Annotated in this window: 25 protein-coding genes; 12 read left to right on the top strand and 13 right to left on the bottom strand. The window is 62.2% G+C overall.

The annotated features are described in order from the left end of the window. Positions 1-133: 133 nt before the first annotated feature. Positions 134-493 carry a hypothetical protein gene (locus ACVWVY_RS41900; RefSeq protein WP_456631871.1) on the bottom strand — a complete coding sequence of 120 codons (360 nt, stop codon included), beginning with the start codon at positions 491-493 and terminating at the stop codon, positions 134-136. 610 nt (positions 494-1,103) lie between these two features. Between ACVWVY_RS41900 and ACVWVY_RS41895 the strand changes: the two genes are divergently transcribed. Genes ACVWVY_RS41895 through ACVWVY_RS41885 form a run of 3 tightly spaced genes read left to right on the top strand, consistent with a single transcriptional unit; the run spans position 1,104 to position 5,882 of the window. Continuing rightward, positions 1,104-3,047: a PrkA family serine protein kinase gene (locus ACVWVY_RS41895; RefSeq protein WP_456631870.1), complete on the top strand. Its 1,944-nt coding sequence runs from the start codon at positions 1,104-1,106 to the stop codon at positions 3,045-3,047. Positions 3,048-3,060: 13 nt separating this feature from the next. Continuing rightward, positions 3,061-4,341, top strand: a complete 1,281-nt coding sequence (locus ACVWVY_RS41890; RefSeq protein WP_456631869.1) for a YeaH/YhbH family protein — start codon at positions 3,061-3,063, stop codon at positions 4,339-4,341. Then, the gene (locus ACVWVY_RS41885) at positions 4,338-5,882 is read left to right on the top strand and encodes a SpoVR family protein (protein ID WP_456631868.1); all 1,545 of its coding nucleotides are present in this window, start codon (positions 4,338-4,340) and stop codon (positions 5,880-5,882) included. The genes ACVWVY_RS41890 and ACVWVY_RS41885 overlap by 4 nt, the downstream gene beginning before the upstream one ends. A gap of 243 nt (positions 5,883-6,125) precedes the next feature. On the opposite strand, the gene ACVWVY_RS41880 is transcribed toward ACVWVY_RS41885, so the two are convergent. The 4 genes from ACVWVY_RS41880 to ACVWVY_RS41865 form a co-directional block, all read right to left on the bottom strand. After that, positions 6,126-7,181 carry a 2-oxoacid:ferredoxin oxidoreductase subunit beta gene (locus ACVWVY_RS41880; RefSeq protein WP_456631867.1) on the bottom strand — a complete coding sequence of 352 codons (1,056 nt, stop codon included), beginning with the start codon at positions 7,179-7,181 and terminating at the stop codon, positions 6,126-6,128. Then, positions 7,178-9,028: a 2-oxoacid:acceptor oxidoreductase subunit alpha gene (locus tag ACVWVY_RS41875; protein ID WP_456631866.1), complete on the bottom strand. Its 1,851-nt coding sequence runs from the start codon at positions 9,026-9,028 to the stop codon at positions 7,178-7,180. The genes ACVWVY_RS41880 and ACVWVY_RS41875 overlap by 4 nt, the downstream gene beginning before the upstream one ends. Next, on the bottom strand, positions 8,998-10,797 hold the full coding sequence (locus ACVWVY_RS41870) for an FAD-dependent oxidoreductase (RefSeq protein ID WP_456631865.1): 1,800 nt from the start codon (positions 10,795-10,797) through the stop codon (positions 8,998-9,000). The genes ACVWVY_RS41875 and ACVWVY_RS41870 overlap by 31 nt, the downstream gene beginning before the upstream one ends. Positions 10,798-11,031: 234 nt before the next feature. Next, positions 11,032-11,922: a LysR family transcriptional regulator gene (locus ACVWVY_RS41865; RefSeq protein ID WP_456631864.1), complete on the bottom strand. Its 891-nt coding sequence runs from the start codon at positions 11,920-11,922 to the stop codon at positions 11,032-11,034. Positions 11,923-12,019: 97 nt separating this feature from the next. Between ACVWVY_RS41865 and ACVWVY_RS41860 the strand changes: the two genes are divergently transcribed. Continuing rightward, complete coding sequence (locus ACVWVY_RS41860; RefSeq protein ID WP_456631863.1) at positions 12,020-12,733, top strand: nitroreductase; 714 nt, start codon at positions 12,020-12,022, stop codon at positions 12,731-12,733. A 27-nt stretch (positions 12,734-12,760) separates the two neighbouring features. Here ACVWVY_RS41860 and chrA read toward each other — a convergent pair whose 3' ends face one another. After that, a complete protein-coding gene (chrA, locus tag ACVWVY_RS41855; protein WP_456631862.1) occupies positions 12,761-13,957 on the bottom strand; it encodes a chromate efflux transporter in 1,197 nt (398 codons plus the stop codon). A gap of 432 nt (positions 13,958-14,389) precedes the next feature. Here chrA and ACVWVY_RS41850 point away from each other — a divergent pair, with 432 nt between their 5' ends. Continuing rightward, positions 14,390-15,496 carry an acyltransferase family protein gene (locus ACVWVY_RS41850; RefSeq protein WP_456631861.1) on the top strand — a complete coding sequence of 369 codons (1,107 nt, stop codon included), beginning with the start codon at positions 14,390-14,392 and terminating at the stop codon, positions 15,494-15,496. Here the strand turns inward: ACVWVY_RS41850 and ACVWVY_RS41845 are convergent. From ACVWVY_RS41845 to pqqA, 7 genes are all read right to left on the bottom strand, one after another. Then, on the bottom strand, positions 15,493-16,158 hold the full coding sequence (locus tag ACVWVY_RS41845; RefSeq protein ID WP_456631860.1) for a hypothetical protein: 666 nt from the start codon (positions 16,156-16,158) through the stop codon (positions 15,493-15,495). The two genes, ACVWVY_RS41850 and ACVWVY_RS41845, sit on opposite strands and share 4 nt — an antisense overlap. Positions 16,159-16,170: 12 nt before the next feature. Continuing rightward, a complete protein-coding gene (pip, locus tag ACVWVY_RS41840) occupies positions 16,171-17,157 on the bottom strand; it encodes a prolyl aminopeptidase (protein WP_456631859.1) in 987 nt (328 codons plus the stop codon). Next, entirely contained in the window at positions 17,147-18,355 is a 1,209-nt protein-coding gene (gene pqqE / locus ACVWVY_RS41835; protein WP_456631858.1) for a pyrroloquinoline quinone biosynthesis protein PqqE, read from the bottom strand. The genes pip and pqqE overlap by 11 nt, the downstream gene beginning before the upstream one ends. After that, positions 18,352-18,663, bottom strand: coding sequence for a pyrroloquinoline quinone biosynthesis peptide chaperone PqqD (gene pqqD, locus ACVWVY_RS41830; RefSeq protein WP_456631857.1), 312 nt, complete (start codon positions 18,661-18,663; stop codon positions 18,352-18,354). Before pqqD ends, pqqE begins: the two co-directional genes overlap by 4 nt. 6 nt (positions 18,664-18,669) lie before the next feature. After that, positions 18,670-19,425, bottom strand: a complete 756-nt coding sequence (gene pqqC / locus ACVWVY_RS41825; RefSeq protein ID WP_456631856.1) for a pyrroloquinoline-quinone synthase PqqC — start codon at positions 19,423-19,425, stop codon at positions 18,670-18,672. 32 nt (positions 19,426-19,457) lie between these two features. Continuing rightward, complete coding sequence (gene pqqB / locus ACVWVY_RS41820) at positions 19,458-20,387, bottom strand: pyrroloquinoline quinone biosynthesis protein PqqB (RefSeq protein ID WP_456631855.1); 930 nt, start codon at positions 20,385-20,387, stop codon at positions 19,458-19,460. 148 nt (positions 20,388-20,535) lie between these two features. Then, positions 20,536-20,616, bottom strand: a complete 81-nt coding sequence (gene pqqA, locus ACVWVY_RS41815; protein ID WP_138835738.1) for a pyrroloquinoline quinone precursor peptide PqqA — start codon at positions 20,614-20,616, stop codon at positions 20,536-20,538. Between the two features lie 316 nt (positions 20,617-20,932). Between pqqA and ACVWVY_RS41810 the strand changes: the two genes are divergently transcribed. From ACVWVY_RS41810 to ACVWVY_RS41780, 7 genes are all read left to right on the top strand, one after another. Further along, entirely contained in the window at positions 20,933-21,190 is a 258-nt protein-coding gene (locus ACVWVY_RS41810) for a DUF6894 family protein (RefSeq protein WP_108518973.1), read from the top strand. Positions 21,191-21,364: 174 nt separating this feature from the next. Next, positions 21,365-22,648, top strand: coding sequence for a PQQ-dependent sugar dehydrogenase (locus ACVWVY_RS41805; protein ID WP_456631854.1), 1,284 nt, complete (start codon positions 21,365-21,367; stop codon positions 22,646-22,648). Between the two features lie 142 nt (positions 22,649-22,790). Further along, on the top strand, positions 22,791-23,357 hold the full coding sequence (locus ACVWVY_RS41800; RefSeq protein WP_456631853.1) for a c-type cytochrome: 567 nt from the start codon (positions 22,791-22,793) through the stop codon (positions 23,355-23,357). Positions 23,358-23,494: 137 nt separating this feature from the next. Next, on the top strand, positions 23,495-24,886 hold the full coding sequence (locus ACVWVY_RS41795; RefSeq protein ID WP_456631852.1) for an amidase family protein: 1,392 nt from the start codon (positions 23,495-23,497) through the stop codon (positions 24,884-24,886). 15 nt (positions 24,887-24,901) lie between these two features. Beyond that, complete coding sequence (locus tag ACVWVY_RS41790; RefSeq protein WP_456631851.1) at positions 24,902-25,378, top strand: glutathione peroxidase; 477 nt, start codon at positions 24,902-24,904, stop codon at positions 25,376-25,378. After that, complete coding sequence (locus ACVWVY_RS41785) at positions 25,375-25,644, top strand: DUF3297 family protein (RefSeq protein WP_456631850.1); 270 nt, start codon at positions 25,375-25,377, stop codon at positions 25,642-25,644. The genes ACVWVY_RS41790 and ACVWVY_RS41785 overlap by 4 nt, the downstream gene beginning before the upstream one ends. A gap of 120 nt (positions 25,645-25,764) precedes the next feature. Then, positions 25,765-26,934 (top strand): mandelate racemase/muconate lactonizing enzyme family protein, encoded by a 1,170-nt coding sequence (locus ACVWVY_RS41780; RefSeq protein ID WP_456631849.1) that lies wholly within the window; start codon positions 25,765-25,767, stop codon positions 26,932-26,934. The last annotated feature ends 47 nt before the right edge of the window (positions 26,935-26,981 follow it).

The following is a 26,981-nucleotide window of genomic DNA, read 5'->3' as shown; positions in this document are numbered from 1 at the left end:
GATGCGGCAAAGGCTGCGCCGAAAGCCGAAATCGCGCCCACAGGATATTGCGTCGATGAATGAAATCTCTCCGGCCAAAGTGGTGCGGGTCACAGACCAAAGTAGTGAGGCATACCAACTTATGTAGGATGGCTCACTTGTGCCGGAGTGCCGCAAGCTCCTTGCGACCCGTCACCAACCCGGAGCATTCGTGCAGATCGGCGCGATCAACGCGGAAAATCCTGTCGTCGGCACCGGCGACCAATTCGTTGCTGGCGTCGTCGGCGACGATGTGATGGCAGCAGCCGCTGGGATCGAAATTGCCGGCGCGGTGGCGATATTTGAAGCCGAGGCGGAACGAGCAATTGACGGTCTTCTCTTCCGGCGCGTCCTCGGCCGTAACCAAAAGCTTCGTCGCGCTGACCTTCTGCTTCGGATGCTCCGCCGGATGACCGGTGTCATAACGACGCACGAAGCAGGCATAGGTCTTTTGCCGGAGCGGGCCGCCGAACATTTGGGCATCGAAAGCGGTGGCTTTGGCTTTGTCGACGCCCTCCTGGGCGTCACAGGCATGGGCTGCGACGACGCAGGCAATGGCGGCGACGATGCAGGCCTATTTCATGGCAGACTCGGGCTAAACGCGCGCCATGTTACTTTAGTTGCAGTTGGCGGCCGCCACGTTCAACGCGCGGGTCGCCAAATGAATGCGTATTCATCTTGGCCTTATTTGCCGCGGGCTGGCCGTCCGAATGTCACAAAAAGCGCCGTTACCGTGCGTTCGGATCGCTCAGAACCCCGGATTTTTCAGCGTTGCTGCTTGGGATCGCCAAACCAACGCCGATTCGAGCCGGCACGGCCACTCGGAATCCTTAAAAAATCCCTTACATGCTGCTCAGTAGTTACCCGGTGAAAATGTTGCAGCACGGATACAACGGAAGCGAAATGGCACCGTATCTTTACGAGGCAAGCGCCATTAGCACGACTATTGCATTGCATTGTGAAGTCGCTCGCGTGTCCAATTGGCTCATGTGCTGATGGTGATTCGCGAACGAAGCTGTGACGTTCCGACACTGGAACCGAGTGGGAGCGTCCGGCATTTACAGGTGACCATGGAGAGACGGATCATGTACAACGATTCTCTGTTCAATGCTTTCGCCCGGTCTTTCGAGGCCCGAAGTCAGACCGATATGTCGATGGCGGAATATCTGGAGTCGTGTCGAAGCGATCCGATGCGATATGCCAATTCTGCCGAACGATTGCTAGCTGCGATCGGTGAGCCTCAGATGATTGACACGGCCAAGGATCCTCGCCTTGGCCGTATCTTTTTGAATCGGACGATGCGGCTCTATCCGGCCTTCGCCGGCTTCTACGGCATGGAAGAAACGATCGAACGCATCGTAGGCTTCTTCCGCCACGCGGCGCAGGGCCTCGAAGAGCGCAAGCAGATACTCTATCTGCTCGGGCCTGTCGGCGGCGGAAAGTCATCGCTTGCCGAGCGCCTCAAGTCGTTGATGGAAGTCCATCCCATCTACGTGTTGAAGGCCGGCGACGAGCTCAGCCCGGTGTTCGAAAGCCCGCTCAGCCTGTTCGATCCGGACTCGCTCGGGCCGATGCTCGAGGAGAAGTACGGCATTCCGCGCCGCCGCCTCACCGGACTGATGAGCCCGTGGTGCTACAAGCGCCTCGAATCCTTCGGTGGTGACATCTCGCAATTCCGCGTCGCCAAGATCCAGCCGTCGCGGCTGCGCCAGATCGGGATCGCAAAGACCGAGCCCGGCGACGAAAACAACCAGGACATCTCGTCACTGGTCGGCAAGGTCGATATCCGCAAGCTGGAGACTTACGCCCAGAACGATCCCGACGCTTACAGTTATTCGGGCGGCCTCAATCGCGCCAACCAGGGCATTCTCGAGTTCGTCGAGATGTTCAAGGCGCCGATCAAGATGCTGCATCCGCTGCTGACGGCGACGCAGGAAGGCAATTATATCGGGACCGAGAACATCGGCGCGATCCCGTTCACCGGCGTCATTCTCGCCCATTCCAACGAGGCTGAATGGCAGAGCTTCAAGACCAACAAGAACAACGAGGCCTTCATCGACCGTATCTGCGTCATCAAGGTGCCGTACTGTCTGCGCGTCGCCGAGGAGCAGAAGATCTACGAGAAGCTGATTCAGGGCTCCGAACTGGCCGCTGCGCCGTGCGCGCCGTCCACATTGGAAACGCTGGCGCGCTTCTCGGTGATGTCGCGGTTGCGCAAGCACGAGAACTCGACCGTGTACGCCAAGATGCGGATCTACGACGGTGAAAGCCTGAAGGAATCCGATCCGAAGGCGCGCAGCGTTCAGGAGTACAGGGATTCCGCCGGTGTCGACGAAGGCATGGACGGCGTTTCGACCCGCTTCGCCTTCAAGGTTCTCGCTGCGACCTTCAATCATGACACCAATGAGGTCGGTGCCGACGCGGTTCATCTGATGTACACGCTGGAGCAGGCGATCCGGCGCGAACAGCTTCCCGACGAAGTCGAGAAGCGTTACCTCGAGTTCATCAAGGCCGAACTGGCGCCGCGCTATGCCGAATTCATCGGGCATGAGATCCAGAAGGCCTATCTGGAATCCTATTCGGACTACGGCCAGAACCTGTTTGATCGCTATGTCGATTATGCCGATGCCTGGATCGAGGATCAGGACTTCAAGGATCCCGACACCGGACAACTGCTCGATCGCGAACTGCTCAATCAGGAGCTGACCAAGATCGAAAAGCCGGCCGGCATCGCCAACCCCAAGGACTTCCGCAACGAGGTCGTCAAGTTCTCGCTGCGATCGCGGGCCCAGCACGGTGGCAAGAATCCGTCATGGACCAGCTACGAAAAGATTCGAGAAGTGATCGAGAAGCGGATATTCTCCCAGGTCGAGGATCTGCTTCCCGTGATCTCCTTCGGTTCGAAGAAGGACGGCGAGACTGAAAAGAAGCATGGCGAGTTTGTCGCACGCATGGTCGAGCGCGGCTACACCGAGCGGCAAGTCCGCCGGCTGGTCGAGTGGTACATGCGCGTAAAACAGGCTGGCTGAGGCGGATGAGACCGTGGCTATTCACATCGTCGACCGGCGCCTGAATCCGGGTAGCAAGAGTCTGGAAAATCGGCAGCGCTTTCTGCGCCGGGCCAAGGCGCTGGTTCAGGGGGCGGTGAAGAAATCGTCGCAGGACCGGGACATCAAGGATGTCCTGGAAGGCGGCGAGGTCAGCGTGCCGATCGATGGTATGGACGAGCCGCGCTTTCGCCGCGAGGGTGGCACGCGCGACATGGTGCTGCCTGGAAACAAGAAGTTCATCGAAGGCGACATGCTGCCGCGGCCGAACCCGAGCGGCGGCAAGGGCAGGGGCGCGGGCGAGGGCGACAGCGAAGATACGTTCCGCTTCGTTCTCAGCCGCGAAGAGTTCGTCGACCTGTTCCTGGACGATTTGGAATTGCCCGATCTCGCCAAGCGAAAGCTGGCCGAGGTCGAAAGCATGGGCATTCGCCGGGCGGGGTACACAACGACCGGCTCGCCCGCGAATATTTCGGTGGGCCGAACGGTAAGCCGCGCCCTGGCGCGGCGCGTCGCGCTGCGGCGGCCGAGGCCGGAGGTGCTGGCGGCCCTCGAGGCGGAATTGGCGGATTGCAGCGACGAGGCCCGCCGCGCCGAGCTGATGGCCGAGATCGAAGCCCTGAAGGCGAAGATCAAACGGATACCGTTCATCGATCCGATCGACATCCGCTACCGACGTTTCGAGACCGTGCCGAAGCCGGTGGCGCAGGCCGTGATGTTCTGCCTGATGGACGTCTCCGGCTCGATGACCGAGCACATGAAGGATCTCGCCAAGCGCTTCTATATGCTGCTCTACGTGTTCCTGAAGCGGCGCTATCGCCACGTCGAGATCGTTTTCATCCGGCATACCGATCGCGCCGAAGAGGTCGACGAGCAGACGTTCTTTTACGGACCGGCTTCCGGCGGCACGCTGGTGTCGAGTGCGTTGCAGGCAATGCATGACATCGTGCGGTCGCGGTTCAAGCCGGCGGACTGGAACATCTATGCTGCGCAGGCTTCCGACGGCGACAATTCCTACTCGGACGGCGAGGTCACCAGCCGGCTCCTGACCGACAAGATCCTGCCGGTCAGCCAGTTTTTTGCCTATCTGGAGGTCGGCCAGGAAAATGGCCTGTCCTACGAGATGCCCAATTCGTCGCTCTGGACCCTTTACGAGGGCCTGCGCGCGAGCGGCGCCCCGCTATCGATGCGCAAGGTCAACGAGCGCAGCGAGATATTCCCGGTGTTTCACGATCTCTTCCAGCGTCGTAGCCAGCAGGAAAGGACCGGGACATGACCGCGACCGACCAATTGCTGTTCGAGGGCGCCGACTGGGACTTCCGGACGCTGCAGCGGATCTGCGACGCTTGCGAGCAGGTTGCGCGGGACGAATTGGGGCTCGATGTCTATCCCAACCAGATCGAGGTCATTACCGCCGAGCAGATGCTGGACGCCTATTCGTCGGTCGGCATGCCGCTGTTCTACAAGCATTGGTCGTTCGGCAAGCACTTTGCCTTTCAGGAGGCATCCTATCGCAAGGGGCTGATGGGGCTGGCCTACGAGATCGTCATCAACTCGTCGCCGTGCATTTCCTACCTGATGGAGGAAAACAGCGCGACGATGCAGACGCTCGTGATCGCGCATGCCGCCTTCGGCCACAATCATTTCTTCAAGAACAACTATCTGTTCAAGCAATGGACCGACGCCGACGGCATCCTCGATTATCTCGAATTCGCCAAGCGCTACGTGGCGCATTGCGAGGAACGCCATGGCCGGCTGGCGGTCGAGCACACGCTCGATGCCGCGCACGCCTTGATGTCGCACGGCATCGATCGCTATCCCGGCAAGAAGAGTCTCGATCTTCGCGCCGAGGAAAAGCGGGCGGGTAGGCGCCGCGCCCATGAGGAGGCCGCATTCAACGATTTGTGGCGCACCGTTCCGGCCGGCCCGGCGAAGACCAGCGCGATACTGGACGTCGAACACCGCCGCCAGATGCTCGGTCTGCCGCAGGAAAACCTGCTGTATTTTCTCGAGAAGACGGCGCCGCGCCTGCGTCCCTGGCAACGCGAATTGCTGCGGATCGTGCGGCACATCGCGCAGTATTTCTACCCGCAGAGCCAGACCAAGGTGATGAACGAGGGTACGGCGACCTACGTTCACTATCGCATCATGAACCGGCTGCACCAGCAGGGGCGGCTGACGGACGGCAATTTCCTCGAATTCCTGCAGTCACACACCAACGTCGTGTTCCAGCCCGAGTTCGACGACCCGCGCTATTCCGGCTTCAATCCGTATGCGCTGGGATTTGCCATGATGCAGGACATCGAGCGCATCGTCACCAATCCGGATGCCGAGGATCGCGAGTGGTTCCCGGATATCGCCGGCACCGGCGACGCCATGGCCGTGTTGCGCGACATCTGGGCCAATTACCGCGATGAAAGCTTCATCAGCCAGTTCATGAGCCCGCGGCTGATGCGGCACTTCCGCATGTTCCATCTGCATGACGATCCGGAAGATCGCTCCGGCATCCTGGTCGACGCCATCCACGACGAGCGCGGCTACCGCCGGCTGCGGCGCGAGCTGGCGCGGCAGTACGACGTCGGCTTCATCGACCCGAACATCGAGGTGGTCGATGTCGACCTTGCCGGCGATCGCCGCCTGATGCTGCGTCACACCGTGGTGAAGGGCGCCCAGCTCACCGAAGCCGACACCAAACGCGTGCTGCAGCACCTTGCCGATCTCTGGAGCTACGACGTGTCGCTCGTCGAGGTCGACACGTCAGGCAAGGTGATGAAGGAGTACGTCGCAAACCCGCGGGCCATCGCCGCGGCAGCGTAACGGGCTGGCACTACCTCATGGTGAGGAGCCGGGTCAGCGGCGTCTCGAACCATGCGGCCATTCTGCCCTTCATCCTTCGAGACGCGCCTTCGTACTCGTCATGGCCGGGCAAAAGCGCGAAGCGCGTCTTCGCGCTAGATGTCCCGGCCATCCACGTCTTTCTTGGCTGTGTCACCAAGAACGTGGATGCCCGGCACAAGGCCGGGCATGACGGTGGTTTGGTACTGCAGCTGTGATCCAGAACTACCGCAGGCTGGCGTTGATCTTTTCCAGCGCCGATGTGCCGGGGCACAGATCCCCGGCTTCCAGCGTATTGAGCGGCGTCTCGACGGTGTCGAGATGGGTGTGGAGGTCTTCCGAATCCGGATCGACATAGAGCAGCCCGGTGACCACCTGGCCCTTGGCGGCGTGCTTCTGCAGGAAGGTCATCGCCGCCAGCCGGTCGTTGGCGTCATAGTCGGCGTCGATCTTGCGCAGCGCCAGCCGCGTACCGTCATGCTGTTCGACCACCTGCACCGTGCCCGGCGCGTAATCGACCGTGATCGGGTCGCGGCCGGTCAGCACGTCAAGCCGGTTCACCGCGTCGTTATGTTCGCGGACGTAATCAAAACTCTTGGTCGAGCCGGCGTGGTTGTTGAAGGCGATGCAGGGGCTGATGACGTCGATGAAGGATGCGCCCTTGTGGCGGATCGCGGCCGCAATCAACGGCACGAGCTGGCTCTTGTCGCCGGAGAAGCTGCGCGCCACGAAGCTTGCGCCGAGCTGCAGCGCTATCGCCACCAGGTCGATCGCGTTGTCGGTGTTCATCACGCCCTTCTTGGACTTCGAACCGCGGTCGGCGGTGGCCGAGAACTGGCCCTTGGTGAGCCCGTACACGCCGTTGTTCTCGACGATATAGGTCATGTTGACGCCGCGTCGGATCGAATGCGCGAACTGGCCGAAGCCGATCGAGGCACTGTCGCCGTCGCCGGAAACGCCTAGATAGATCAGGTCGCGGTTGGCGAGGTTGGCGCCGGTCAGCACCGACGGCATGCGGCCGTGCACCGAGTTGAAGCCGTGCGAATTGCCGAGGAAGTAATCCGGCGTCTTCGACGAGCAGCCGATCCCGGAAATTTTTGCCACCCGGTGCGGCTCGATCGAGAGTTCGTAGCAGGCTTCAATAATCGAGGCAGTGATCGAATCGTGGCCACAGCCGGCGCACAGCGTCGAGATCTTGCCCTCGTAATCCCGGTGGGTGTAGCCGAGGTCGTTCTTCGGCAGGCCGGGGTGATGAAATTTTGGCTTTGCAATATAGGTCATGACACGGCCTTGCGGAGAGGGGTCACCTTGAGATGATCCTGGTGGTCGCCGATGGCGTTGGCGATGAAGCGCGCGGTAATCGGCGTGCCGTCATAGTGCAGGATCGGCACCAGGCGGACCGGATCGATGCCGTTCTCGTTGACGATCAACTGGCGCAGCTGGGCGTCGCGGTTCTGCTCGACCACGTAAACGAAATCATGGTCGGCGATAAAACTCGCCACGCTGGAGTGGAACGGGAAGGCGCGGATGCGCATGCGGTCGAGCTGATGTCCGCGCGCTTCCAATAGTCCGATCGCCTCGTCCATCGCCGGCGCCGTCGAGCCGAAATAGATCACGCCGTATTTGGTCGGCTTGGCGGCGTTGGCCTGCAACGGCCGCGGCACCATGTCCTGCGCGGTTTCGAACTTGCGCACCAGCCGCTGCATGTTGTCGGCGTAAACAGCGCCTTCTTCCGAGTATCGCGCATACCGGTCGCGCGAGGTGCCGCGGGTGAAGAACGAGCCTTTGGTTGGGTGCGTGCCGGGATAAGTGCGGTAGGGAATGCCGTCGCCGTCGACGTCGAGATAGCGGCCGAAATCGCGGCCGGGTTCGTCGAGCATTTCCGCGGTCATCACCTTGCCGCGATCATACTGCCGGGCGTCATCCCACTTCAGCGGGCGGCACAGCCGGTGGTTCATGCCGATATCGAGGTCGAGCATCAGGAAGATCATGGTCTGCAGCCGATCGGCGAGATCGAACGACTGCGCCGCAAACTCGAACGCTTCAGCCGGGTCTTCCGGGAACAGCAGGACGTGCTTGGTGTCGCCGTGCGAAGCATAGGCGCAGGCGATGATATCGCATTGCTGGGTGCGCGTCGGCATGCCCGTCGAGGGGCCGGCGCGCTGGATATTCATGATCACGGCCGGAATTTCGGCAAAGTAAGAGAGGCCGATGAATTCGGTCATCAGCGAGATGCCCGGGCCGGAGGTTGCGGTGAAGGCGCGCGCGCCGTTCCAGGACGCGCCGATCACGATGCCGATCGAGGCCAGTTCGTCCTCGCCCTGCACGATCGCATATTTCGCCTTGCCGGTCTCGGGGTCGTGCCGCAGCTTCTTGCAGTGGCTCGTAAAGGCCTCCGCCACCGACGATGACGGCGTGATCGGATACCAGGCGCAGACGGTGGCGCCGCCATAGACCGCGCCGAGCGCAGCCGCGCTATTGCCTTCGATGAAGATACGCTCGCCGACCTTGTCGGACTTCTTCACCCGCAAACCTGTCGGGCATTTCAAATTTTGCAGCGCCCAGTCGCGGCCGAGATGCAGCGCGTGGACGTTCGACGACAAGAGCTTTTCCTTGCCCTTGTACTGCTCGCCGATCAATTGCTCGACCAGCTTCGGGTCCATATCGAGCAGGGCGCAGAGCGCGCCGAGATAGATGATGTTCTTGAACAGCTGGCGCTGGCGCGGATCGGTGTAGGTCGAGTTGGTGATCGCAGTCAGCGGCACGCCGATCACGTTGATGTCGGCGCGGAATTTTGACGTCGGCATCGGCTTGGTCGAATCGTAGAACAGGTAGCCGCCCGGCTCGATCGAGGCGACATCCTTGTCCCAGGTCTGCGGGTTCATCGCCACCATCATGTCGACCCCGCCGCGGGCGCCGAGATGGCCGGCTTCGGTGACGCGCACCTCGTACCAGGTCGGCAGACCCTGGATGTTGGACGGGAAGATGTTGCGCGGGCTCACCGGCACGCCGTGGCGCAGGATCGAGCGCGCGAACAGTTCGTTGGCGCTCGCCGAACCCGAGCCGTTGACGTTGGCGAAACGGACGACGAAGTCGTTTACGCTGCTGATCGGGCTTTGGTCTGGCATGTTGATCCCGCGTGAGTCATGTCGATGAGGTATTTTTGCATGTCCCAAGCGCCGGTGGGGCAACGCTCGGCGCACAGACCGCAATGCAGGCAGACGTCCTCGTCCTTCACCATGACGCGGCCGGTCTTGAGCCCTTCGGCAACATAGAGCGCCTGGTCGTGGTGCGGCGAGGGCGCTTTCAGCCGCTGCCGCAAGTCCTCTTCCTCGCCATTCTCTGTGAAGGTGATGCAATCCATCGGACAGATGTCGACGCAGGCGTCGCATTCGATGCAGGCGGGCGCCGAGAATATGGTCTGCACGTCGCAGTTCAGGCAGCGCTGCGCCTCGCCGAGTGCGAGCTTTACGTCGTAGCCGAGCTCGACCTCGGTGCGAATGTCCTTCAGCGCGATCACCTTGTCGCGGTGCGGCACCTTGTAGCGCTTGTCACCGGAGATGTCGTTGTCGTAGCTCCACTCGTGGATGCCCATCTTCTGCGACGAAACATGCACTTCGGGAAGCGGCCGCTCGTTGATGTCTTCACCGGAGATCATCCTGTGGATCGACAGCGCGGCATCATGGCCGTGCGCGACCGCCCAGATGATGTTCTTCGGGCCGAATGCTGCGTCACCGCCGAAGAACACTTTCGGATTGGTCGACACGAAGGTCTTGGCGTCGACTTGCGGCATGTTCCACTTGTCGAATTCGATGCCGCAGTCACGCTCGATCCAGGGGAAGGCGTTCTCTTGACCGACCGCGACCAGCACGTCGTCGCAGGGGATGGTCTGGTCGGGCTCGCCCGAGGGTACCAGGTTGCGGCGGCCCTTGGCGTCGTATTCGGCCTTCACCTTCTGGAAGGTGACGCCGATGAGCTTGCCGCTGACATGCTTGAATGCCACCGGCACCATGAAGTTGAGGATCGGAATATCCTCGTGAAGGGCGTCTTCCTTTTCCCAGGGGCTCGCCTTCATTTCCTCGAAGCCGGAACGCACGATCACTTTGACGTCTTCGCCGCCGAGCCGGCGCGCGGTGCGGCAGCAATCCATCGCGGTGTTGCCGCCGCCGAGCACGATCACGCGGCGTCCGATCTTCTCGACATGGCCGAACGAGACGGAAGCGAGCCATTCGATGCCGATGTGAATGTTGCTTGCCACTTCCTTGCGGCCGGGGATGTCGAGTTCGCGGCCACGGGGGGCGCCGGAGCCGATGAAGACCGCGTCGTAGTTTTCGTTGAGCAGCTTCTTCAGGCTATCGATGCGATGCCCGCCCTTGAACTCGACGCCGAGGTTGAGGATGTAATCGGTCTCTTCGTCGATCACCGTGTCAGGCAGGCGGAACTTTGGAATCTGGCTCCGCATCATGCCGCCCGCCTTGGGATCGGCATCGAACACGGTGCAGTGATAGCCGAGCGGCGCGAGGTCGCGCGCGACTGCAAGCGAGGCCGGACCGCCGCCAACGAGGGCAATGCGCTTGCCGTTCTTCGCCAGCGGCTTCGGCATCCGGTGCTTGACGTCGTCCTTGAAGTCGGCGGCGACGCGCTTCAGGCGGCAGATCGCAACCGGTGTTTCCTCGACGCGGCCGCGGCGGCACGCCGGCTCGCACGGGCGATCGCAGGTGCGTCCCAGAATTCCGGGAAACACATTCGATTTCCAATTGATCATATAGGCGTCGCTATAACGCCCCTCGGCAATCAAACGGATGTATTCGGGAACCGGGGTGTGAGCGGGGCAGGCCCATTGGCAATCGACCACTTTGTGAAAGTAGTCTGGCGCCGAGATATCAGTCGGTTTCATTCCTACCTTGTCCGCGCCGCATAAGGAAACGCGGCCTTGTTTTGCTTGCGAGCGCTTAACGAGCGTTCTTGTGGTTTTTGAATTGGATCATAGGCTTATCTTATTAGAGCCATTCCAGACGCGGCACAAAGGCAAATTTGCGCGATCTCCAGCCTTCAATTGCATGGAAGCTCGGACTTAGCGTCGCAGTCTCGATGCGGCAGTGCAGCATGTGCAGTGCAGCTACGATGCGTGCTACCTGATCAATCCGCGCCGCAATTCTTCGATCAGAACCCTGATCTTCGAAAGGCTGGCGCGATGATGCGGAAAGGTAGCGAAGACGTTGATCGTGGGAAGGCCCGCTTCGCCGAGTACCTCGACGAGCTTGCCGGAGGCGAGATCGTCGCGCGCGAGAAACGACGGCAGGATGGCAACGCCGGTACCTTCCAGCACCAACGACTGCACCGCCATCATATCGCTGACGATGATGCGCGGCGCGATCTCGATCTCGATCAGGTCGCCCGACCATTCGAATCGCCACTTGCTTCGGGGCGCGTAGGTCCGCTGCACGATGCAGGCATGAGCGGCGAGATCCTGCGGCCGTTCAACCGGCGCGTGCTTCGCCACATAGTCAGGTGAGGCGCAGACATGCAGCGTGAAGCGGTCGATGCGCTCGGATACCAGGCCCGACTGCGTCGGTTCGGCAATGCGGATTGCGAGGTCATATCCTTCATCGAGGATATCGACGTAGCGATCCGAGAGATCGAATTCGAAGCGCAGCCGCGGATAGCGCCTGGAAAGAGCGGCGAGGCGCGGAAGGACCGAGGTGCGGCCATAGGCCGTCGGCATGGTCACGCGCAGCAATCCTTCGGGCTCCGATCCTTCGGATTGCACGCGGCCCTCGGCATCCGCGAGCCGTGCCAGCACGTCGCGCAAGTCATGTGCGAAGGCGAGGCCTGCTTCGGTCAGGGCGACGCGGCGGGTGGTGCGCTCGACGAGGCGCTTGCCGATCCGCGTCTCCAGCGCGGCGATGCGCCGGCTGACGGTGGATTGAGTGATACCCAGTTCGCGCGCGGCCGCGCCGAAGCCGCCGCGGTCGACTATCGCTAGAAAAGCCTCGGCTTCGGAAAAGCTGGCCTTATTCATGCTCAATTCGGATTTATGTTATCGAAATCATACCGTATTAATCCGAGGATAGCTATAATAAGCCTGTGCGGCCGATCATTTTCACGAGGCTGCACTCATGACCGCTGTCACACAGGCGATTTCCGAGCGGCGCTCGGCGCGCGCGTATCTGAGCCGACCCGTTTCCGCCGGCCTGGTCCGCGACATCATCGAGGTCGCGCGCCGCACGCCATCGAGCAGCAACATGCAGCCATGGCGGCTCAGCGCGATGGCGGGCCCCGACCTCGACCGGCTGCGCGACGCGGTGCGGCAGAGCATCGCGGCCAATCCCGCCGCCGAGGGGTCGGAGTACAAAATCTACGCGGCCAATCTGAAGGACCCTTACAACCGTCGCCGCATCAAATGCGCCGAGGATCTCTATGGGACCGTCGGCATCCCCCGCGAGAACAAGATGGCGCGGCTGCTGCAGTTTGCGCGGAATTTCGATTTCTATGGTGCGCCGGTCGGCATGATCCTGTCGATCGACCGCACCATGGAGCAGGGGCAATGGGCAGATGTCGGCATGTTCCTGCAATCGATCCTACTGCTCGCCCATGAGCGCGGCCTTTCGGCCTGTCCGCAGGCGGCGTGGGCGGCGATGCACAAGACGGTACGCGCGCATCTCGCGCTGCCCGGAGAATACATCGTGTTCTGCGGCATTTCGCTTGGCTATGCCGACCTCTCGCAGCCGATCAACAGCCTCGTCACCGAGCGCGCTTCGTTCGAGGAGATCGCGGAGATGCGAGGTTTTACGGAGGACGCGCGCGCAGCGGAGGAGATCCTTGCGGTTTAGCCGCTGTCACGAGGCAAGATGTCTTGTTCAGATCAGCCGCAGGATGGCGCCGGTTGTCCCCAGCAGGACCACGACAATCCAGGGAGCCAGTTTCCAAACCGTCAGCAACAGGAAGCCCGCCAGCGCCACGGCGAAGTCGCGCGGAGTGAGCACCGCGCTGGTCCACACCGGATTGTAGAGCGCCGCGCCAAGGATGCCGACGACGGCGGCGTTGGTGCCGCGCATGGCGGCCTGCGCGGTGGGGCGCAGGCGCATCGCGTCCCAGAACGGCAGCATGCCGTAGACCAGCAACAGCCCCGCCAGCGACAAGGCGATCAATGCGATCGCCGCGCCAGCGAGACCGTTGGGGGCGGGTCCGATCGCGCCGAGATACGCCGCAAAGGTGAACAGCGGGCCCGGTACCGCCTGCGCCATGCCGTAACCGGCCAGGAAATCCGCATTGCTGACCCAGCCCGGCGTCACGACTTCCGCCTGCAACAGCGGCAGCACGACATGGCCGCCGCCGAACACCAGGGCGCCGGAACGATAGAACGCATCGAACAGCGCAAGCCCCTGGGAGCCGGTTTTGGCCGTCACCAGCGGCATGATCAGGAACAGCACCGCGAACAGCATCAGCGAAACGACGCCAACGCGCCGTGATACCGAGAAGCCGAGATGACCGGCCGGCGCTATTCCGTCGCCACGGCACAGCCAGAGCCCGGCCAATGCGCCAAGGGCGATGGCGCCGATCTGCCCAAAAGATCCGCCGACGAAGACCACGATTGCAACGGCCGCCAGCGCGATGGCGGCCCTCTCGCGGTCCGGCGTCAGGCTCTGCGCCATGCCCCAGATCGCCTGCGCGACCACGGCGACAGCAACCAGCTTGAGCCCGTGGAGCACGCCTTCGGCAAACGGGCTGGTGAAGGCGGCCGCGCCGAGCGCGAAGGCGAACATGATGATCGCCGACGGCATCGTGAAGGCGAACCACGCCGCCAATCCACCGAGCAGGCCGTTGCCCCGCAGGATGCCGAGTGTGAAACCAACCTGGCTGGAAGCCGGCCCCGGCAGGAACTGGCAGAGCGCCACGATGTCAGCGAAGCTGCTTTCGCTCAGCCATTTTCGCCGTTCGACGAATTCGGCCCTGAAGTAACCGAGATGCGCGATCGGCCCGCCGAACGAGGTGAGGCCCAGTTTGAGGAAGGCAGCGAAAATCTCGGCCACGGTGCCCGCGGACTTTTCCGCCATGCATTCAACTCCAGTTACGGCTGAAGATAGCGGGAACTTGTAATGTCACCAAGCGTTTGGGACGACCTGGAAATTAGATGCGTATGACATCCTCAGTCGGTCGGTCGTCCCCAGCATCCAGAGATGAAGGAGCGCTTTCAAGGCGACCATCGGATATCTCAGAGAGAACATTAGCAGCGCAATTGAAAGCGATCTGAGAGACTTCAGCAGAAGTTCTCATCTGCCTTATCAAGGCCTTCGAAAACTACGAGAGGAGGAATCGAAGTTGCCTGGCGCAGGCACTAGTCGTGCCGACTTGCTCCGAACCGAGCAATTCTTGCCAGAAGGCAAATCTCGCCCGCCGGTTTACCCGACATTGCGTTAACAGCACCTTCACCGCCCCTTCCTAGGATGCGGCATTGCCATTTGTTCCCGTGCAGGAACTTCCCGATCATGCCGCCGTCTGCCAGTCCAACTTTGCGCGTCGAAGCGCTCGATCTGTTGCGGCTCGTGGCCGTGCTGGGCGTCGTGCTCTATCATTTCGGCTTCTGGGGCCCGGCTGCGCACGGGGTGCCGCAGGTCGCGCTCCCCTGGCTGACGCCGGTTGCCAAGTACGGCTTTCTCGGCGTGCCGGCCTTCTTTGTCATCAGCGGCTTCGTGATCGCCTATTCCGCCGAGGGCCGGACAGCAACCGGCTTCGCCATCGCCCGCTTCAGCCGGATCTACCCGACCTTCGTCTTCTGCATGACGCTGACCTGTCTGGCTATCGTGCTTCTGGGGCCGCCGCACTTCGATGCCAGCTTCAGGCAGTGGCTCGCCAACCTGTTCATCGCAGCGACGGCGTTCGGTCAGCCCTACATGGATACGTCCTACTGGTCGCTGGTGATCGAAGTGATGTTCTATGCCTGGGTCGCCGTGCTCATCGCGGCCGGCTTATTCCCGCGCCGGATCGATACCATCATCCTGGTCTGGCTCGGCATCACCTTCGCCAACGAGCTGACGCTCGACGCGCCGCTGGTCGAAAAACTGTTTCTCACGGACTATAGCGGCTTCTTCGCGGTGGGCTTGCTGATCCACCAATTCTATCGCGGGCGCCGCGGCCCGGTGCTGTATGGCATGCTCGCGCTGTCGATCGGCACGGCGGTATTCCAATCCATCCACGAAGCGGTGAAGCTGGCGCCGCACACCGGCGGCGTGTTCGACGCATGGACCGTGGCGGCGATCTGCCTCGCATCCGTCGCCGTCATCTTCCTGGCCACGCGCATCCGTCATGTTCCGCTGCCGTCGGCGTTCGTGCTGGCGGCCGGCGGCCTGACCTATCCGCTCTATCTCCTGCATATGCAGTTTGGCTACGTGCTGTTCACCCGTCAGGCGCCCGCCAATGCGGTGCCGTGGGTGATCGCGATCGTTTTGGCGATGACGTGGCTGGCCTGGTTCGTATGGCGCTATGTCGAACGACCGGCGCAGCGTTGGGTGAGGGATTTCCTGTCGGGCCGCGCCGTCAGGTTCGGGTGGCCGCTCAAGCTGCCCGCGACAGTCCGGAGCAGCGGACGCGCTTAGCCGCTGATATCGCTCTTCGAAACATCCCACATCAGCCGGTAGACGCCACTCGAGATTATCAACGGCTTCAATGCGATATTGCCGCCGAAGCGCAGCATTGCCGCGGGAACTGCGCGGACATCGGTCGCATCGATCAGCATGAACCAGTCGCCGGCGCCGGGATTGGGCGCGGAGGGATCGTCGGTGATCGGCTTCGACAGCGCCGGATCGCTCTCGATCAAATGCATGGAGATGATTCCGTCGAGATTCGCGGGATCGAGGTGCTCCCGCAGCGCAGCACGCAGTTTGTCTTCGCCGCCGGAAGGGCGCAACCGGATGATGCCAAGCGCCGCGCCGCGGCCGGTGCCTTGGCTGACCGTGATGCGCGCGACCGCCCGGATCATGTTCTGGAAGCGGGCGATGTTGGCCTTTGACCATGCGGTCTGGTTCGCCAGCGCGGTGCGATAGGCCGGGCTGTCGAGCACCTCAAAAGTTTCGGTGGAGTAGAGGCTGAGATATTTCGGATTGCCGTCATGCGCGACATAGCGGCGGGCTTCCAGGAAGCCGTCGATGGCGACGCGTTCTTCGAGGTGTTCGCGGTCGTACCAGCGATTGAACTCGGGTTCTTGCGCGGCGTCGACATCCATCGACGTCAGCAGCATGCCTTTTCCGGCCAGCGGCATTGTTGGAAATCCCTACTTTGTGATTCTGGAAGCCACGTCCGCGATCGCCTTCATCACGGCGTCGCGGACGCCGGGATCGTACAGCGTGTGGCCGGCGCCTTCGACGAAGCGGATTTCAGCCTCCCGCCACAGCGCCCCAAGCGCATGCGAGATCGCAGGTGGACACAGCAGGTCATAACGGCCCTGCACGATGATCCCTGGGATGCCTTTGAGCCTGCCCGCGTCGCGCAGCAACTGGTTGGGTTGCATGAAGCAGTCATTGGCGAAGTAGTGCGCTTCCATGAACGGCGTGGCCGGCAAGCCCCGCGACGAACTGAGCGCCGCCAGATCGAGGCGTGTGCGGTTCGGCGTGTGTTCGGAAAGAATGCGTTCGGTTTCGCCCCAGGCCCGGGCCGCTGGAATATTCACGTCAGGATTGGGATCAAGGATGCGGCGAAAATAGGCATGGATAGGTTGCGCGCGTTCGTCTTCGGGCAGCACGCTCATGAAGTCGTCGTAAAGGCCGGGATAGAAGCGCGGCAGTGTGTTGAGAAATCCGTTTTCGATTTCCTGGATCGTGCCGAGGAAGGTGGCGCGCAGCACGATGCCGGTGACGCGGTCGGGATGCGCTTCCGCGTAGGCCAGCGCCAGCGTCGCGCCCCAGGAGCCGCCGACGATCATCCAGCGCTCGAAGCCGAATTTCTCGCGGATTGCTTCCATGTCGGCGATCAGATGCGGCAGCGTATTGGCCTCGCGGCGGCCTTTTGGGCGGCTGCGGCCGGCGCCGCGCTGGTCGAACAGCACCGCATGAAAACGTTCGGGATCGAACAGCCGGCGATGGTCCGGTTGGCAGCCGCTGCCGGGCCCGCCATGCAGATAGACCGCCGCAATGCCGCCGATGCGGCCGACGCTCTCGACATAGATGTCGTGGCCGTCGCTGACGACGAGTTGCTCCGAGGTCAGCGGCGCAAACGGATCGGCGCGTTTGACGGATTTGCCGGCATCGGCGTCAGGCGCCATGCTCGCCTTCCGTCTCCAGCGTGCCGCCGGCGAAATTGCGGTAAAGGAAGCGGTCCTGATGCGCGGCCGCCTCGCGCTCGGCGTCCTTGAAGATCTTTTCGTGCATCGGCGACAGCGTGCAGGCCGGATCGGTATTGCCGGCATCGCCGGTCAGCGCAAAGGCCTGGCAGCGGCAGCCGCCGAAATCGATCTCGCGGAATTCGCAGCTCTTGCACGGCTCCCTCATCCAGCCGGTGCCGCGGTAGCGGTTGAAAGCCTCGGAGTTTTGCCAGATCCAGGCGATCGAATGATTGGAGCGCACGGATTCGAATTCCAGTCCCGTGATGCTCTCGGCGGCGTGGCAGGGCAGCACCTTGCCGGCGGGCGAGATGTTGAAGAACTGCCGGCCCCAGCCGCCCATGCACTTCTTCGGCCGCAGCGCGTAATAGTCCGGCACCACATAGTCGATGGCGAGAATGCCTTTCAGGCGCACGGCGGCTTCCTCGACGATGCGGCTGGTTTCGTCGATTTGTTCGATCGTCGGCATCAGCGCCGCGCGGTTCTTCAGCGCCCAGCCGTAATACTGGACGTTGGCGACTTCCAGCCGGTCGGCGTCGAGATCGACGGCCATCTGGATGATGTCGGCGAGCTGATGCAGGTTCTGGCGGTGCATGACCGCGTTGACCGTCAGCGGCATATCGAGCTCGCGCGTCCACTTTGCAGCTTCGATCTTCTTCTCGTGAGAATTCTTCAGCCCTGCAACGCGGTCGGCCACCATTGGCTCGTTGCCCTGGAAACTGATCTGCACGTGGCACAGCCCGGCATCGGCCAGGGCGGAAAGTTTTTCCTTGGTCAGCAGCACTGCCGAGGTAATGAGATTGCTGTAGAGCCCGACATCGGTCGCATGCTGCACCAGTTCGACCAGGTCCTTGCGCGCGGTCGGCTCTCCACCGGAGAAATGGATTTGCAGCACGCCGATTTCGGCGAGCTCGCTCAAAACCTTCTTCCATTCGTCGGTGGTCAGTTCGCTGCCGCCACGGTCGAGTTCGATCGGGTTGGAGCAATAGGGGCATTGCAGCGGGCAGCGGTGCGTCAGTTCGGCGAGCACGGCCAAGGGAATACCGAACGTCTCGGCGGTCGAACGTTGCGATTCCAGAACCGCGAGCCCGTCGCTGGGCGTGGCGCCGGCTGTTTTGCCATCGGCGAGAATGTCGCTCATGACGTCTTCTCACGCGCTTCGGTCAGGAAACCCTTGTCGGCAAGGTCCTGCAGCATCCCGATAACGTCGGTCAGGATCGCCTCGCGGGGCGCCGCGTATTTGGCGGCGAGCTGATCGGCCATATCGCCGACGCGGCGTACCCCGTCGCAGAGCTGCAGCACTTCGACAGCGATCTCGTCCGGCGCCAGCACGCGTTCCGGCGCCAGGATTACCCAGACCTGCCGTGTCTCATCGAATTTCAGCTTCGCGTGCCGCGGCAATTTCGGCCGGCTCGCCTCGCTGACACTGATGTTGCGGCTCATCGCCATCGATCGCTAGTCCTCTTTGGGCACGAATGCCCCGGGCGGTATGTGGCCCTCGACATAGGCATGATACAGCGCGTCAAGCTGAACCCAAAGCACATTGGTCTTGAAGATCAGCGCATTGCAGACCGCCTCGCGCTCCTTGGGCGTCTTCGCGTTGGCTTTCACGTATTCCAGCGCGAAGCCCGCGTCGCGCGGTGCCTGCGACAGGCGGCGGCTGAAATAGCTCATGATATCGGGATTGACGAAATCATAGTGCTGCAGCATCCCGGAGATGCGCTCCTCATGCAGGTTAGGCGCGAACAGTTCCGTGAGCGAGGAGGCGATGGCCTCCAGTGGCGTCTTGTCGCGGCAGAAATGCACGTAGGCCTCCACCGCAAAGCGCGTCGCGGGCAAAATGCCTTCGGTCGATTCCACATAGGCGCTGTCGAGCCCGAGGCCTTCGGTCAGCTTCAGCCAGCGCTCGATGCCGCCTTCGGAGTCGATATCGCCGTCGTGATCCTCGATCCGGTGCCGCCATTCGACCCTTGTGGCGCGGTCGCGGAACCTCGAGATCACCATCGCGTCCTTGAGCGGGATCGTGCTCTGGTAAAAATAGCGGTTCAGCGCCCAGGCCTGCACCTGTCCCTTTTTTAGCTTGCCGCCATGCAGCAGCCGGTGGAAGGGGTGCAGATTGTGATAACGCGTGGCACCGATGTGGCGGAGCATCGCTTCGAGTTCATCGGCGCTGTCGAGCGTGATGCCCTTGCCGATCGACAGAGCGGTCATTTCCGCGGTCATTTTCCCCTTGGCCACGACATTCACAGCGTGATCTCCGTTCCATCGGCTGGAATCTGCCAGCCCGCCTGTTCCAAGGCCTTTCGCTCGTCCGAGCCCGAGAGCAGAGCGGGGTTGGAGTTGTTGATATGCAGGAACATCTTGCGGCCGATATCGAGGCCGGCAAGGCTCTCGATCGCGCCGCGATCGCCCGACATTGAAATATGGCCCATCCCTTGTCCCGTCTTGCTGCCCAGGCCCTGGACGATCAGTTCATCGTCGCGCCACACGGTGCCGTCGAAGAAGACCAGTGCAGCGCCCGAAAGGCGCGATTTGAGATCGTCGGTCACGTCAGCGCAGGCGGCCAGGAAATAGAAGTACTTGCCGCTTGCCTTGTCCAGAATTCGAAGCCCCAGCGTATCGCCCGCAGCGTCGCCGCCCGCCGGATGCGCCTTGCCTTCGAGATACCACGCGCCCTTGCCGGGAACCGCAAAGGGGAGAATTTCCATGCCGGATGGCGAACCGTCGGGCAGGGTCGGCTCGAACGACTTGTCGGCCTCGATCGGCTGCCGCTTTACGTTATTTGCGCCCAGCACGTTAAAGATGCTGTTGGATCGCAAAATCGCAAGGACTCGCTCATGCGCATAGAGCGTGAAGGGTGAGCCCTCGCGCATCGACAGCAATCCTGCGACCGCGTCGACTTCGCCATTGGTCAGGATCACGCCTGCGATCGGGGTGTGCCTGAGCTGTCCGGCCTTGGGGTGAAGCTGCGGCGTCGCAATAAGCTGCTGACGCAGGTCGGGCGAGGCGTTGATCAGGTACCAGTGCGCGCCGTCGGCGCTGACCGCGATTGAGGCCTGGGTACTCTGCAATTCCCGATTTTCGCTTCGTGCTTTCCGGCATACCAGACATCCGCAATTCCACTGCGGGATGCCGCCACCTGCCGCGGCGCCCAGGACCACGACGCGAAGCATGATCCGTCTCCTGGAGCTTCCAGACTTGAAGACACAAACTGAGCTACAAAACGCCGCGAGGCGGACACCGGCCCAGGACACAATCCCGCTATCGGGAACGTGTCAGACCCGGAAGTCCACCTGCGTGAGAGATGAAATGCGCTACCGCTTACTTGCGGGTGGCACACATATACATGTTGATTTCCATGCCGACCGATACTTCGACGATTTTCGGCGTCTTCCAAGCCATTTTGCTCTCCCTTTGATACCGGACGAATTCCGTCCTTGCAGATTAAGGTACTGCGGATCAAAAAGTTCGCCAGTTAAATCTTTTGCCTGGAACCCCCTTTGTTTATGCTGCGCTGCAAGGGATTTCACAGTGTTGTGCGAGGGCCGCGGTCAAAACTCGGTCAAAACAACGTGGGATCAAACGTTTCGCGGTTGTTCCTACAGCTGCGAATAACAATTCTGGGTGCGACGGAGCGCTACCGGCTCCGGATAAAGAACTTGTGAGATAGGGACGGGCCTCCGGTTGCGGGGCCTCAACCGGAGCCAGGTTTCCGCCGATGCCGCGATATTATTTCAACACCCGTATCGGCGATGAGCTGATTTCCGATCCCGACGGCGAAGTGCTTGTCGATCCCGATCGCGCCTGGGAAATGGCACGCGCCATGATTCGGGAGTTGCTCAAGACCGACGGCGCCGACGGCGCGCTGTTGAGTGCGATCATCGAGGTGACCGACGACGACGGCGAGATCGTGCTGGAGTTTCCGTTCGCCGAAGCGATCCTCGATGCCCCCGGCGCCTCGGTTACGAAGCACTGACGCGCGATGAAGCCGGGCGTCTAGCCACCCATTCGGCTGGCGCGGTTTCTTGGCGCATATTTCCGGTTGCGCTTCAGCAGAAAAATATTGGAGATTGCCGTCCGGAAAGCCACCGGCGCGGCACCCTCATGTGCGGCATGTAGAGAACAGGCTTCCGCCAAGGGAGTAACGCCCATGATAAGTCATCCGTCGACGCCGCGCAGCCTGTTGCTGGCCGGTGCCTTCCTCAGTGCCTTCACGCTAGGTGCCGCGGCCCAGCAGCCCGCCGCACCGCCCGCTGCCGGTGCCCCGGCTGCCGCCGCGCCCGCGCTTCCGCCGGGATCGCCGTTGATCGGACGCCCCGCCGGCAGCGAAGCCGCCGCCAAGCTCGCGCCGAATGCGCCGCCGCCGATTCCCGCCGCGCCGGACAAGCTGCCGACGGCGAAGCTCAAAGTGCCGGCCGGCTTCAACATCGAGGTCTATGCCGCGGGCATGGCGAATGCGCGCTCGCTCGCCGTGGGCGACAAGGGCACGGTGTTTGTCGGCAGCCGTCTGGTCGACAAGGTCTATGCCATCGTCAACAAGGACGGCAAGCGCGAGGTCAAGGTGCTGGCCTCCGGCCTCTACCGTCCGAATGGTCTCGCCTTCAAGGACGGCACGCTCTACATCGCCGAGCTGTCGAAGGTCTCCAAGATCGAGAAGGTCGAGGATAACCTGGACAACCCGCCGAAGCCGACCCTGATCTACGACAAGCTGCCCAAGGACGAAGCCCACGGCTGGAAGTTCATCGGCATCGGGCCCGACAACAAGCTCTACGTTCCGGTCGGCCAGCCCGGCAACAATGTGCTGCACAGCGACGAGCACGGCCAGATCCGCCGCATGAATCTCGACGGCTCGGGCGTCGAGGTGATCGCCAAGGGCGTTCGCAACACCGTCGGCTTCGACTGGAATCCCGAGACCAAGCAGCTCTACTTCACCGACAACGGCCGCGACTGGATGTCGGAAGACGTTCCCGAGGACGAGCTGAACCGCGTCACCAAGGTCGGCGAACATTTCGGCGCGCCCTACTGCCTGCAGGGCAATATCGTCGATCCGGAATTCGGCTGGGGAAAATCCTGCAGCGAATTCACTGCACCGGTCGGCCTGCTGGGTCCGCATTCCGCGGCACTGGGCATGCGGTTCTACACCGGCAGCATGTTCCCGAAAGCTTACAAGAACGCAGCCATCATCGCCCGGCACGGCTCCTGGAACCGCACCAACAAAGTGGGTGGTGACCTCGTGATCGCCAAGCTCAACAAGGACGGCACAATGAAGTCGATGGAGCCGTTCCTCACGGGCTTCATCGAAGAGAACAAGTATATCGGCCGCCCGGTCGATGTGCTGCCGATGAAGGATGGCTCGCTGCTGGTCTCCGACGACTGGAACGGCGCCGTCTACCGCATCACCTACGGCAAGCAGAAGGTGGCGGGGAAGCTGTAGCCCCTCATCGTCATTGCGAGCCAACGGGTCGGGCGAATGCCCGCCCGATGACAGGCTCCGCGAAGCAATCCATTCCTCCATTTGCGGAGACGTGGATTGCTTCGTGTCTGTCGCTTAATGACCGAAGTACCCGGAGTAGACGATGCGTAGAACAATGACGGCGTTGGTGATTGCGTTGATCGCAACGGCTGCCAACGCCGAAACCATCGAACAACGCATCGTGCCGTGTCTCGCCTGCCACGGCGAGAAAGGTCAGTCCGAAACCGAGAACACGCCCTCGCTCGGCGGGCAGCAGGCGCCTTACACGCTGATCCAGCTTTTCATGTTTCGCGAAAAGCTGCGCGCCTTCGAGCCAATGAACGAGATGGCGAAGGCCCTGACCGACGACGACCTTCGCCTTTTCTCCGATTTCATCGCCAAGATACCGAAGCCCGCAGCTCTGGCCGACGCCGGCGAGCCTGCGCGGCTGCAGCGGGGCCAGGCGCTGGTGCAGCAGCACCGCTGCGACACCTGTCACAACCCCGATCTTTCCGGCAAGGAGAACGTCCCGCGCATCGCCAACCAGCGCGAGGATTATCTCGCCAAGACCCTTGCCGAGTACAAGGACAACAGTCGCCACGGCTATGATGGCAGCATGGCGGATGTCATGGCCCCGATCACGCCCGAGCAGATCGTCGATCTCGCCTATTTCGTCGCCCACATGCGCTAAAATCCGGGTGGCGGGCCCGCTGGCGTTGCCCTGCGTCCGGCCCCGGCTTTTTGATTTGACGCGTTTTCCTGGCGCGAACCGGTTTCCACTTCGTTGCAAAACGCTCTAAAAGGGCGGCAATCGATATGGAGTTTTGCATGCAGGATCTATGGCGCCTGTCGGCTGCGGAAATGGCCGCGCTGATCAGGTCGAAGAAAGTCTCGGCCAAGGAGGCGGCGGCTGCGGCGCTGGCGCGGCTGGACGCGGTCAACCCGAAAATCAACGCCGTGGTCGACCACAGGCCTGAGGACGTCCTGGCGCAGGCTTCCGCCGTCGATGCTGCCATCGGGCGCGGCGAAGACGCGGGTCCGCTCGGCGGCGTGCCGGTGACGGTGAAGGTCAATATCGACCAGCAAGGCTTTGCCACCACCAACGGGCTGAAGCTGCAGCGCGATGCCATCGCAAAAAGCAACAACCCGGTGATCGACAATCTGCGCAAATCCGGCGCCGTCATTCTGGGGCGGACCAATTGCCCGGCGTTCTCCTATCGCTGGTTCACCACCAACCTCATTCATGGCGACACCAAGAATCCGCGCGATCCCGGTATCACGCCGGGCGGCTCGTCCGGCGGCGCGGGGGCGGCGGTCGCGGCCGGCATCGGCCACATCGCGCACGGCACCGATATCGCGGGATCGATCCGCTATCCGGCCTATGCATGCGGCGTGCACGGCCTGCGGCCGACCATGGGGCGCATCGCGGCTTTCAACGCGGCGCTGCCTGAGCGGCCGATCGGGCCGCAGATCAGCGCCGTCTCGGGCCCGCTGGCCCGCACCATCGGCGATATCAGGATGGCGCTGGCCGCAATGTCGGCCAGGGATTATCGCGATCCCTGGTGGGTTCCGGCGCCGCTCGAAGGGCCGGCGATGCCCAAGCGCGTCGCGATGTGTCTCAACCCTGACGGCCTCGATCCCGTACCTGAAGTGAAGGCCGCGGTGGCCGATGCCGGCAAGCGGCTCGCGCGCGCCGGCTGGATCGTCGAGGAAATCGCCAGCACGCCGCCGCTGCGCGAGGCCGCCGATCTGCAGACCAAACTCTGGCTCGGCGACGGCTACGAGGCGCAACTGGAAGCCGCCGAGCGTGAAGGCGATCCCGGCGCGCTGGCCTGCCTGCGCGGCAACCGCGCAAAAGTGCACCCGTTCGACCTCTCTAAGACGCTGACGCGGCGCTTGACGCTGACCCGCGAATGGCTGGCGTTCTTCGAAAAATATGCCGTGCTGCTGATGCCGGTATCGGGCGAATTGCCGTTCCCCGATCAGCTCGACCGCAAGGACGAGGCGTCGTTTGCGCGCGTCTGGCATGCGCAATTGCCGCAGATCGCCATTCCCTTCATGGGGCTTCCCGGGCTAACGGTCTCGACGGGATTGGTCGGACGTGTGCCCGTCGGCGTGCAACTGGTTTCCGGCCGTTACCGCGAGGATATGTGTCTCGCCGCGGGCGAGGCGATCGAGGCCGGCGGAACGCCGTCGGCGGCGATCGATCCTGCGGGCTAACTTCAAGAGAACACAATGCCAGGCGTTTATGATTTTACGGCGAGTTCACTCGCCGGCGAACAGGTTCCGCTGAAGCGGTTCGAGGGTCAGGTGCTCCTGATCGTCAACACCGCGAGCGCCTGCGGGTTCACGCCGCAATATAAGGGCCTCGAGCAATTGCAACGCGAACTTTCGCCGCGCGGCTTTTCGGTGCTCGCCTTTCCCTGCAACCAGTTCGGCGCGCAGGAACCGGGCGACGCCAAACAGATCGAGGCGTTCTGCGAAACCAAATATCACGTGACGTTTCCGATGTTCGACAAGATCGATGTCAACGGAAGCCATGCGCATCCGTTGTTCACCCACCTGAAGAATGAGAAATCGGGGCTGCTGGGTTCGTCGATCAAATGGAATTTCACCAAATTCCTGGTCGACCGATCGGGCAAGGTGGTCGGGCGCTATGCCCCGACCGTGACCCCCGAGGGACTACGAAGAGAAATCGAGGCACTGCTGTGAGCGAGACCAACAAAGCGATGAACGACCAATTCCCGGACCGTCTCTCGGTCGATCCGAACAGCCCGTATTACAATGCCGACATCCTCGCGCGCGACGTCGGCATTCGCTTCAAGGGCGTCGAGAAGACCAATGTCGAGGAATACTGCATCAGCGAGGGCTGGGTGCGCGTCACCGCGGGCAATGCCAAGGACCGCTACGGTAACCCGCTGACGATCAAGGTGCACGGCGCGGTCGAGCCGTATTTCCGGGACAAGGCGCCGTCCTGACGCGATCTATCGTTCGTCATTGCGAGCGTAGCGAAGCAATCCATGCCTCTGTACCGGGATAGGTGGATTGCTTCGTCGCTCCGCTCCTCGCAATGACGACAGAGACAGAAAGCCAATCTCATGTCCGTCCGTATCGTCGACGTCTGCGAAATCACAAAGCCGATCTCTTCGCCGATCCGCAATGCCTATATCGATTTCACCAGGATGACGACCAGCCTTGTCGCCGTCGTCACGGACGCCGTGCGTGACGGCAAGCGCGTGGTCGGCTACGGCTTCAACTCGAACGGCCGCTACGGGCAGGGCGGCCTGATCCGCGAACGTTTTGCGCCGCGGCTCAGGGAGGCCGATCCGAAGAGCCTGCTCGATGCCGATGGCGGCAATCTCGATCCCGACAAGATCTGGACAACGCTGATGGCGAACGAGAAGCCAGGCGGTCACGGCGAGCGCTCGGTCGCGGTCGGCACCATCGACATGGCGGTGTGGGATGCGGTGGCGAAGATATCAGGCAAGCCGCTGTTCCGGCTGCTCGCCGAGCGTCACGGCCTCAAGGCCAATCCGCGCGTGTTCGTCTATGCCGCCGGCGGCTACTATTATCCCGGCAAGGATCTGTCGGCGCTGCGCGGCGAGATGCGCGGCTATCTCGACCGCGGCTACAATGTCGTGAAGATGAAGATCGGCGGCGCGCCGATCGCGGAGGACCGCGAACGCATCGAGGCCGTGCTGAGGGAGATCGGCAAGGACGCGCAGCTCGCCGTCGATGCCAATGGCCGCTTCGACCTGGAGACCGCGATCGCCTACGCAAAAATGCTGCGGGAGTATCCGCTGTTCTGGTACGAGGAGGCCGGCGATCCCCTCGACTTCGCGCTGCAGGCGGCATTGGCCGAATTCTATCCCGCAGCCATGGCGACCGGCGAGAATCTATTCAGCCATCAGGACGCGAAGAATCTCATCCGCTATGGCGGCATGCGGCCGGATCGCGACTGGCTGCAATTTGATTGCGCGCTGTCCTACGGTCTGTGCGAATACCAGCGCACGCTGGCGGTGCTGAAAACGCACGGCTGGTCGCCGAGCCGCTGCATTCCCCACGGGGGTCACCAGATGTCGCTCAATATCGCGGCCGGCCTCGGCCTCGGCGGCAACGAGAGCTATCCCGACCTGTTCCAGCCCTATGGCGGCTTCCCGGACGGCGTTCGTGTCGAGAACGGCCACATCACGATGCCGGACCTGCCGGGCATCGGATTCGAGGGAAAATCCGATCTCTACAAGGAGATGAAGGCGCTGGCGGCGTGAGCTTCGATCACGCGGGAAAGATTGGCAGCCCGGCAATCTTGTGAAAT

It is taken from the genome of Bradyrhizobium sp. URHC0002 (assembly GCF_054059515.1).
This window is presented reverse-complemented; position numbering and strand designations above follow the sequence as displayed.

Coding starts and splice junctions, on each gene's coding strand:
- ACVWVY_RS41900 (WP_456631871.1), bottom strand. CDS start 493: ATGTTCGGCGGCCCGCTCCGGCAAAAGACCTATGCCTGCTTCGTGCGT.
- ACVWVY_RS41895 (WP_456631870.1), top strand. CDS start 1,104: ATGTACAACGATTCTCTGTTCAATGCTTTCGCCCGGTCTTTCGAGGCC.
- ACVWVY_RS41885 (WP_456631868.1), top strand. CDS start 4,338: ATGACCGCGACCGACCAATTGCTGTTCGAGGGCGCCGACTGGGACTTC.
- ACVWVY_RS41880 (WP_456631867.1), bottom strand. CDS start 7,181: ATGACCTATATTGCAAAGCCAAAATTTCATCACCCCGGCCTGCCGAAG.
- ACVWVY_RS41875 (WP_456631866.1), bottom strand. CDS start 9,028: ATGCCAGACCAAAGCCCGATCAGCAGCGTAAACGACTTCGTCGTCCGT.
- ACVWVY_RS41870 (WP_456631865.1), bottom strand. CDS start 10,797: ATGAAACCGACTGATATCTCGGCGCCAGACTACTTTCACAAAGTGGTC.
- ACVWVY_RS41865 (WP_456631864.1), bottom strand. CDS start 11,922: ATGAATAAGGCCAGCTTTTCCGAAGCCGAGGCTTTTCTAGCGATAGTC.
- ACVWVY_RS41860 (WP_456631863.1), top strand. CDS start 12,020: ATGACCGCTGTCACACAGGCGATTTCCGAGCGGCGCTCGGCGCGCGCG.
- chrA (WP_456631862.1), bottom strand. CDS start 13,957: ATGGCGGAAAAGTCCGCGGGCACCGTGGCCGAGATTTTCGCTGCCTTC.
- ACVWVY_RS41850 (WP_456631861.1), top strand. CDS start 14,390: ATGCCGCCGTCTGCCAGTCCAACTTTGCGCGTCGAAGCGCTCGATCTG.
- ACVWVY_RS41845 (WP_456631860.1), bottom strand. CDS start 16,158: ATGCCGCTGGCCGGAAAAGGCATGCTGCTGACGTCGATGGATGTCGAC.
- pip (WP_456631859.1), bottom strand. CDS start 17,157: ATGGCGCCTGACGCCGATGCCGGCAAATCCGTCAAACGCGCCGATCCG.
- pqqE (WP_456631858.1), bottom strand. CDS start 18,355: ATGAGCGACATTCTCGCCGATGGCAAAACAGCCGGCGCCACGCCCAGC.
- pqqD (WP_456631857.1), bottom strand. CDS start 18,663: ATGGCGATGAGCCGCAACATCAGTGTCAGCGAGGCGAGCCGGCCGAAA.
- pqqC (WP_456631856.1), bottom strand. CDS start 19,425: ATGACCGCTCTGTCGATCGGCAAGGGCATCACGCTCGACAGCGCCGAT.
- pqqB (WP_456631855.1), bottom strand. CDS start 20,387: ATGCTTCGCGTCGTGGTCCTGGGCGCCGCGGCAGGTGGCGGCATCCCG.
- pqqA (WP_138835738.1), bottom strand. CDS start 20,616: ATGGCTTGGAAGACGCCGAAAATCGTCGAAGTATCGGTCGGCATGGAA.
- ACVWVY_RS41810 (WP_108518973.1), top strand. CDS start 20,933: ATGCCGCGATATTATTTCAACACCCGTATCGGCGATGAGCTGATTTCC.
- ACVWVY_RS41805 (WP_456631854.1), top strand. CDS start 21,365: ATGATAAGTCATCCGTCGACGCCGCGCAGCCTGTTGCTGGCCGGTGCC.
- ACVWVY_RS41800 (WP_456631853.1), top strand. CDS start 22,791: ATGCGTAGAACAATGACGGCGTTGGTGATTGCGTTGATCGCAACGGCT.
- ACVWVY_RS41795 (WP_456631852.1), top strand. CDS start 23,495: ATGCAGGATCTATGGCGCCTGTCGGCTGCGGAAATGGCCGCGCTGATC.
- ACVWVY_RS41790 (WP_456631851.1), top strand. CDS start 24,902: ATGCCAGGCGTTTATGATTTTACGGCGAGTTCACTCGCCGGCGAACAG.
- ACVWVY_RS41780 (WP_456631849.1), top strand. CDS start 25,765: ATGTCCGTCCGTATCGTCGACGTCTGCGAAATCACAAAGCCGATCTCT.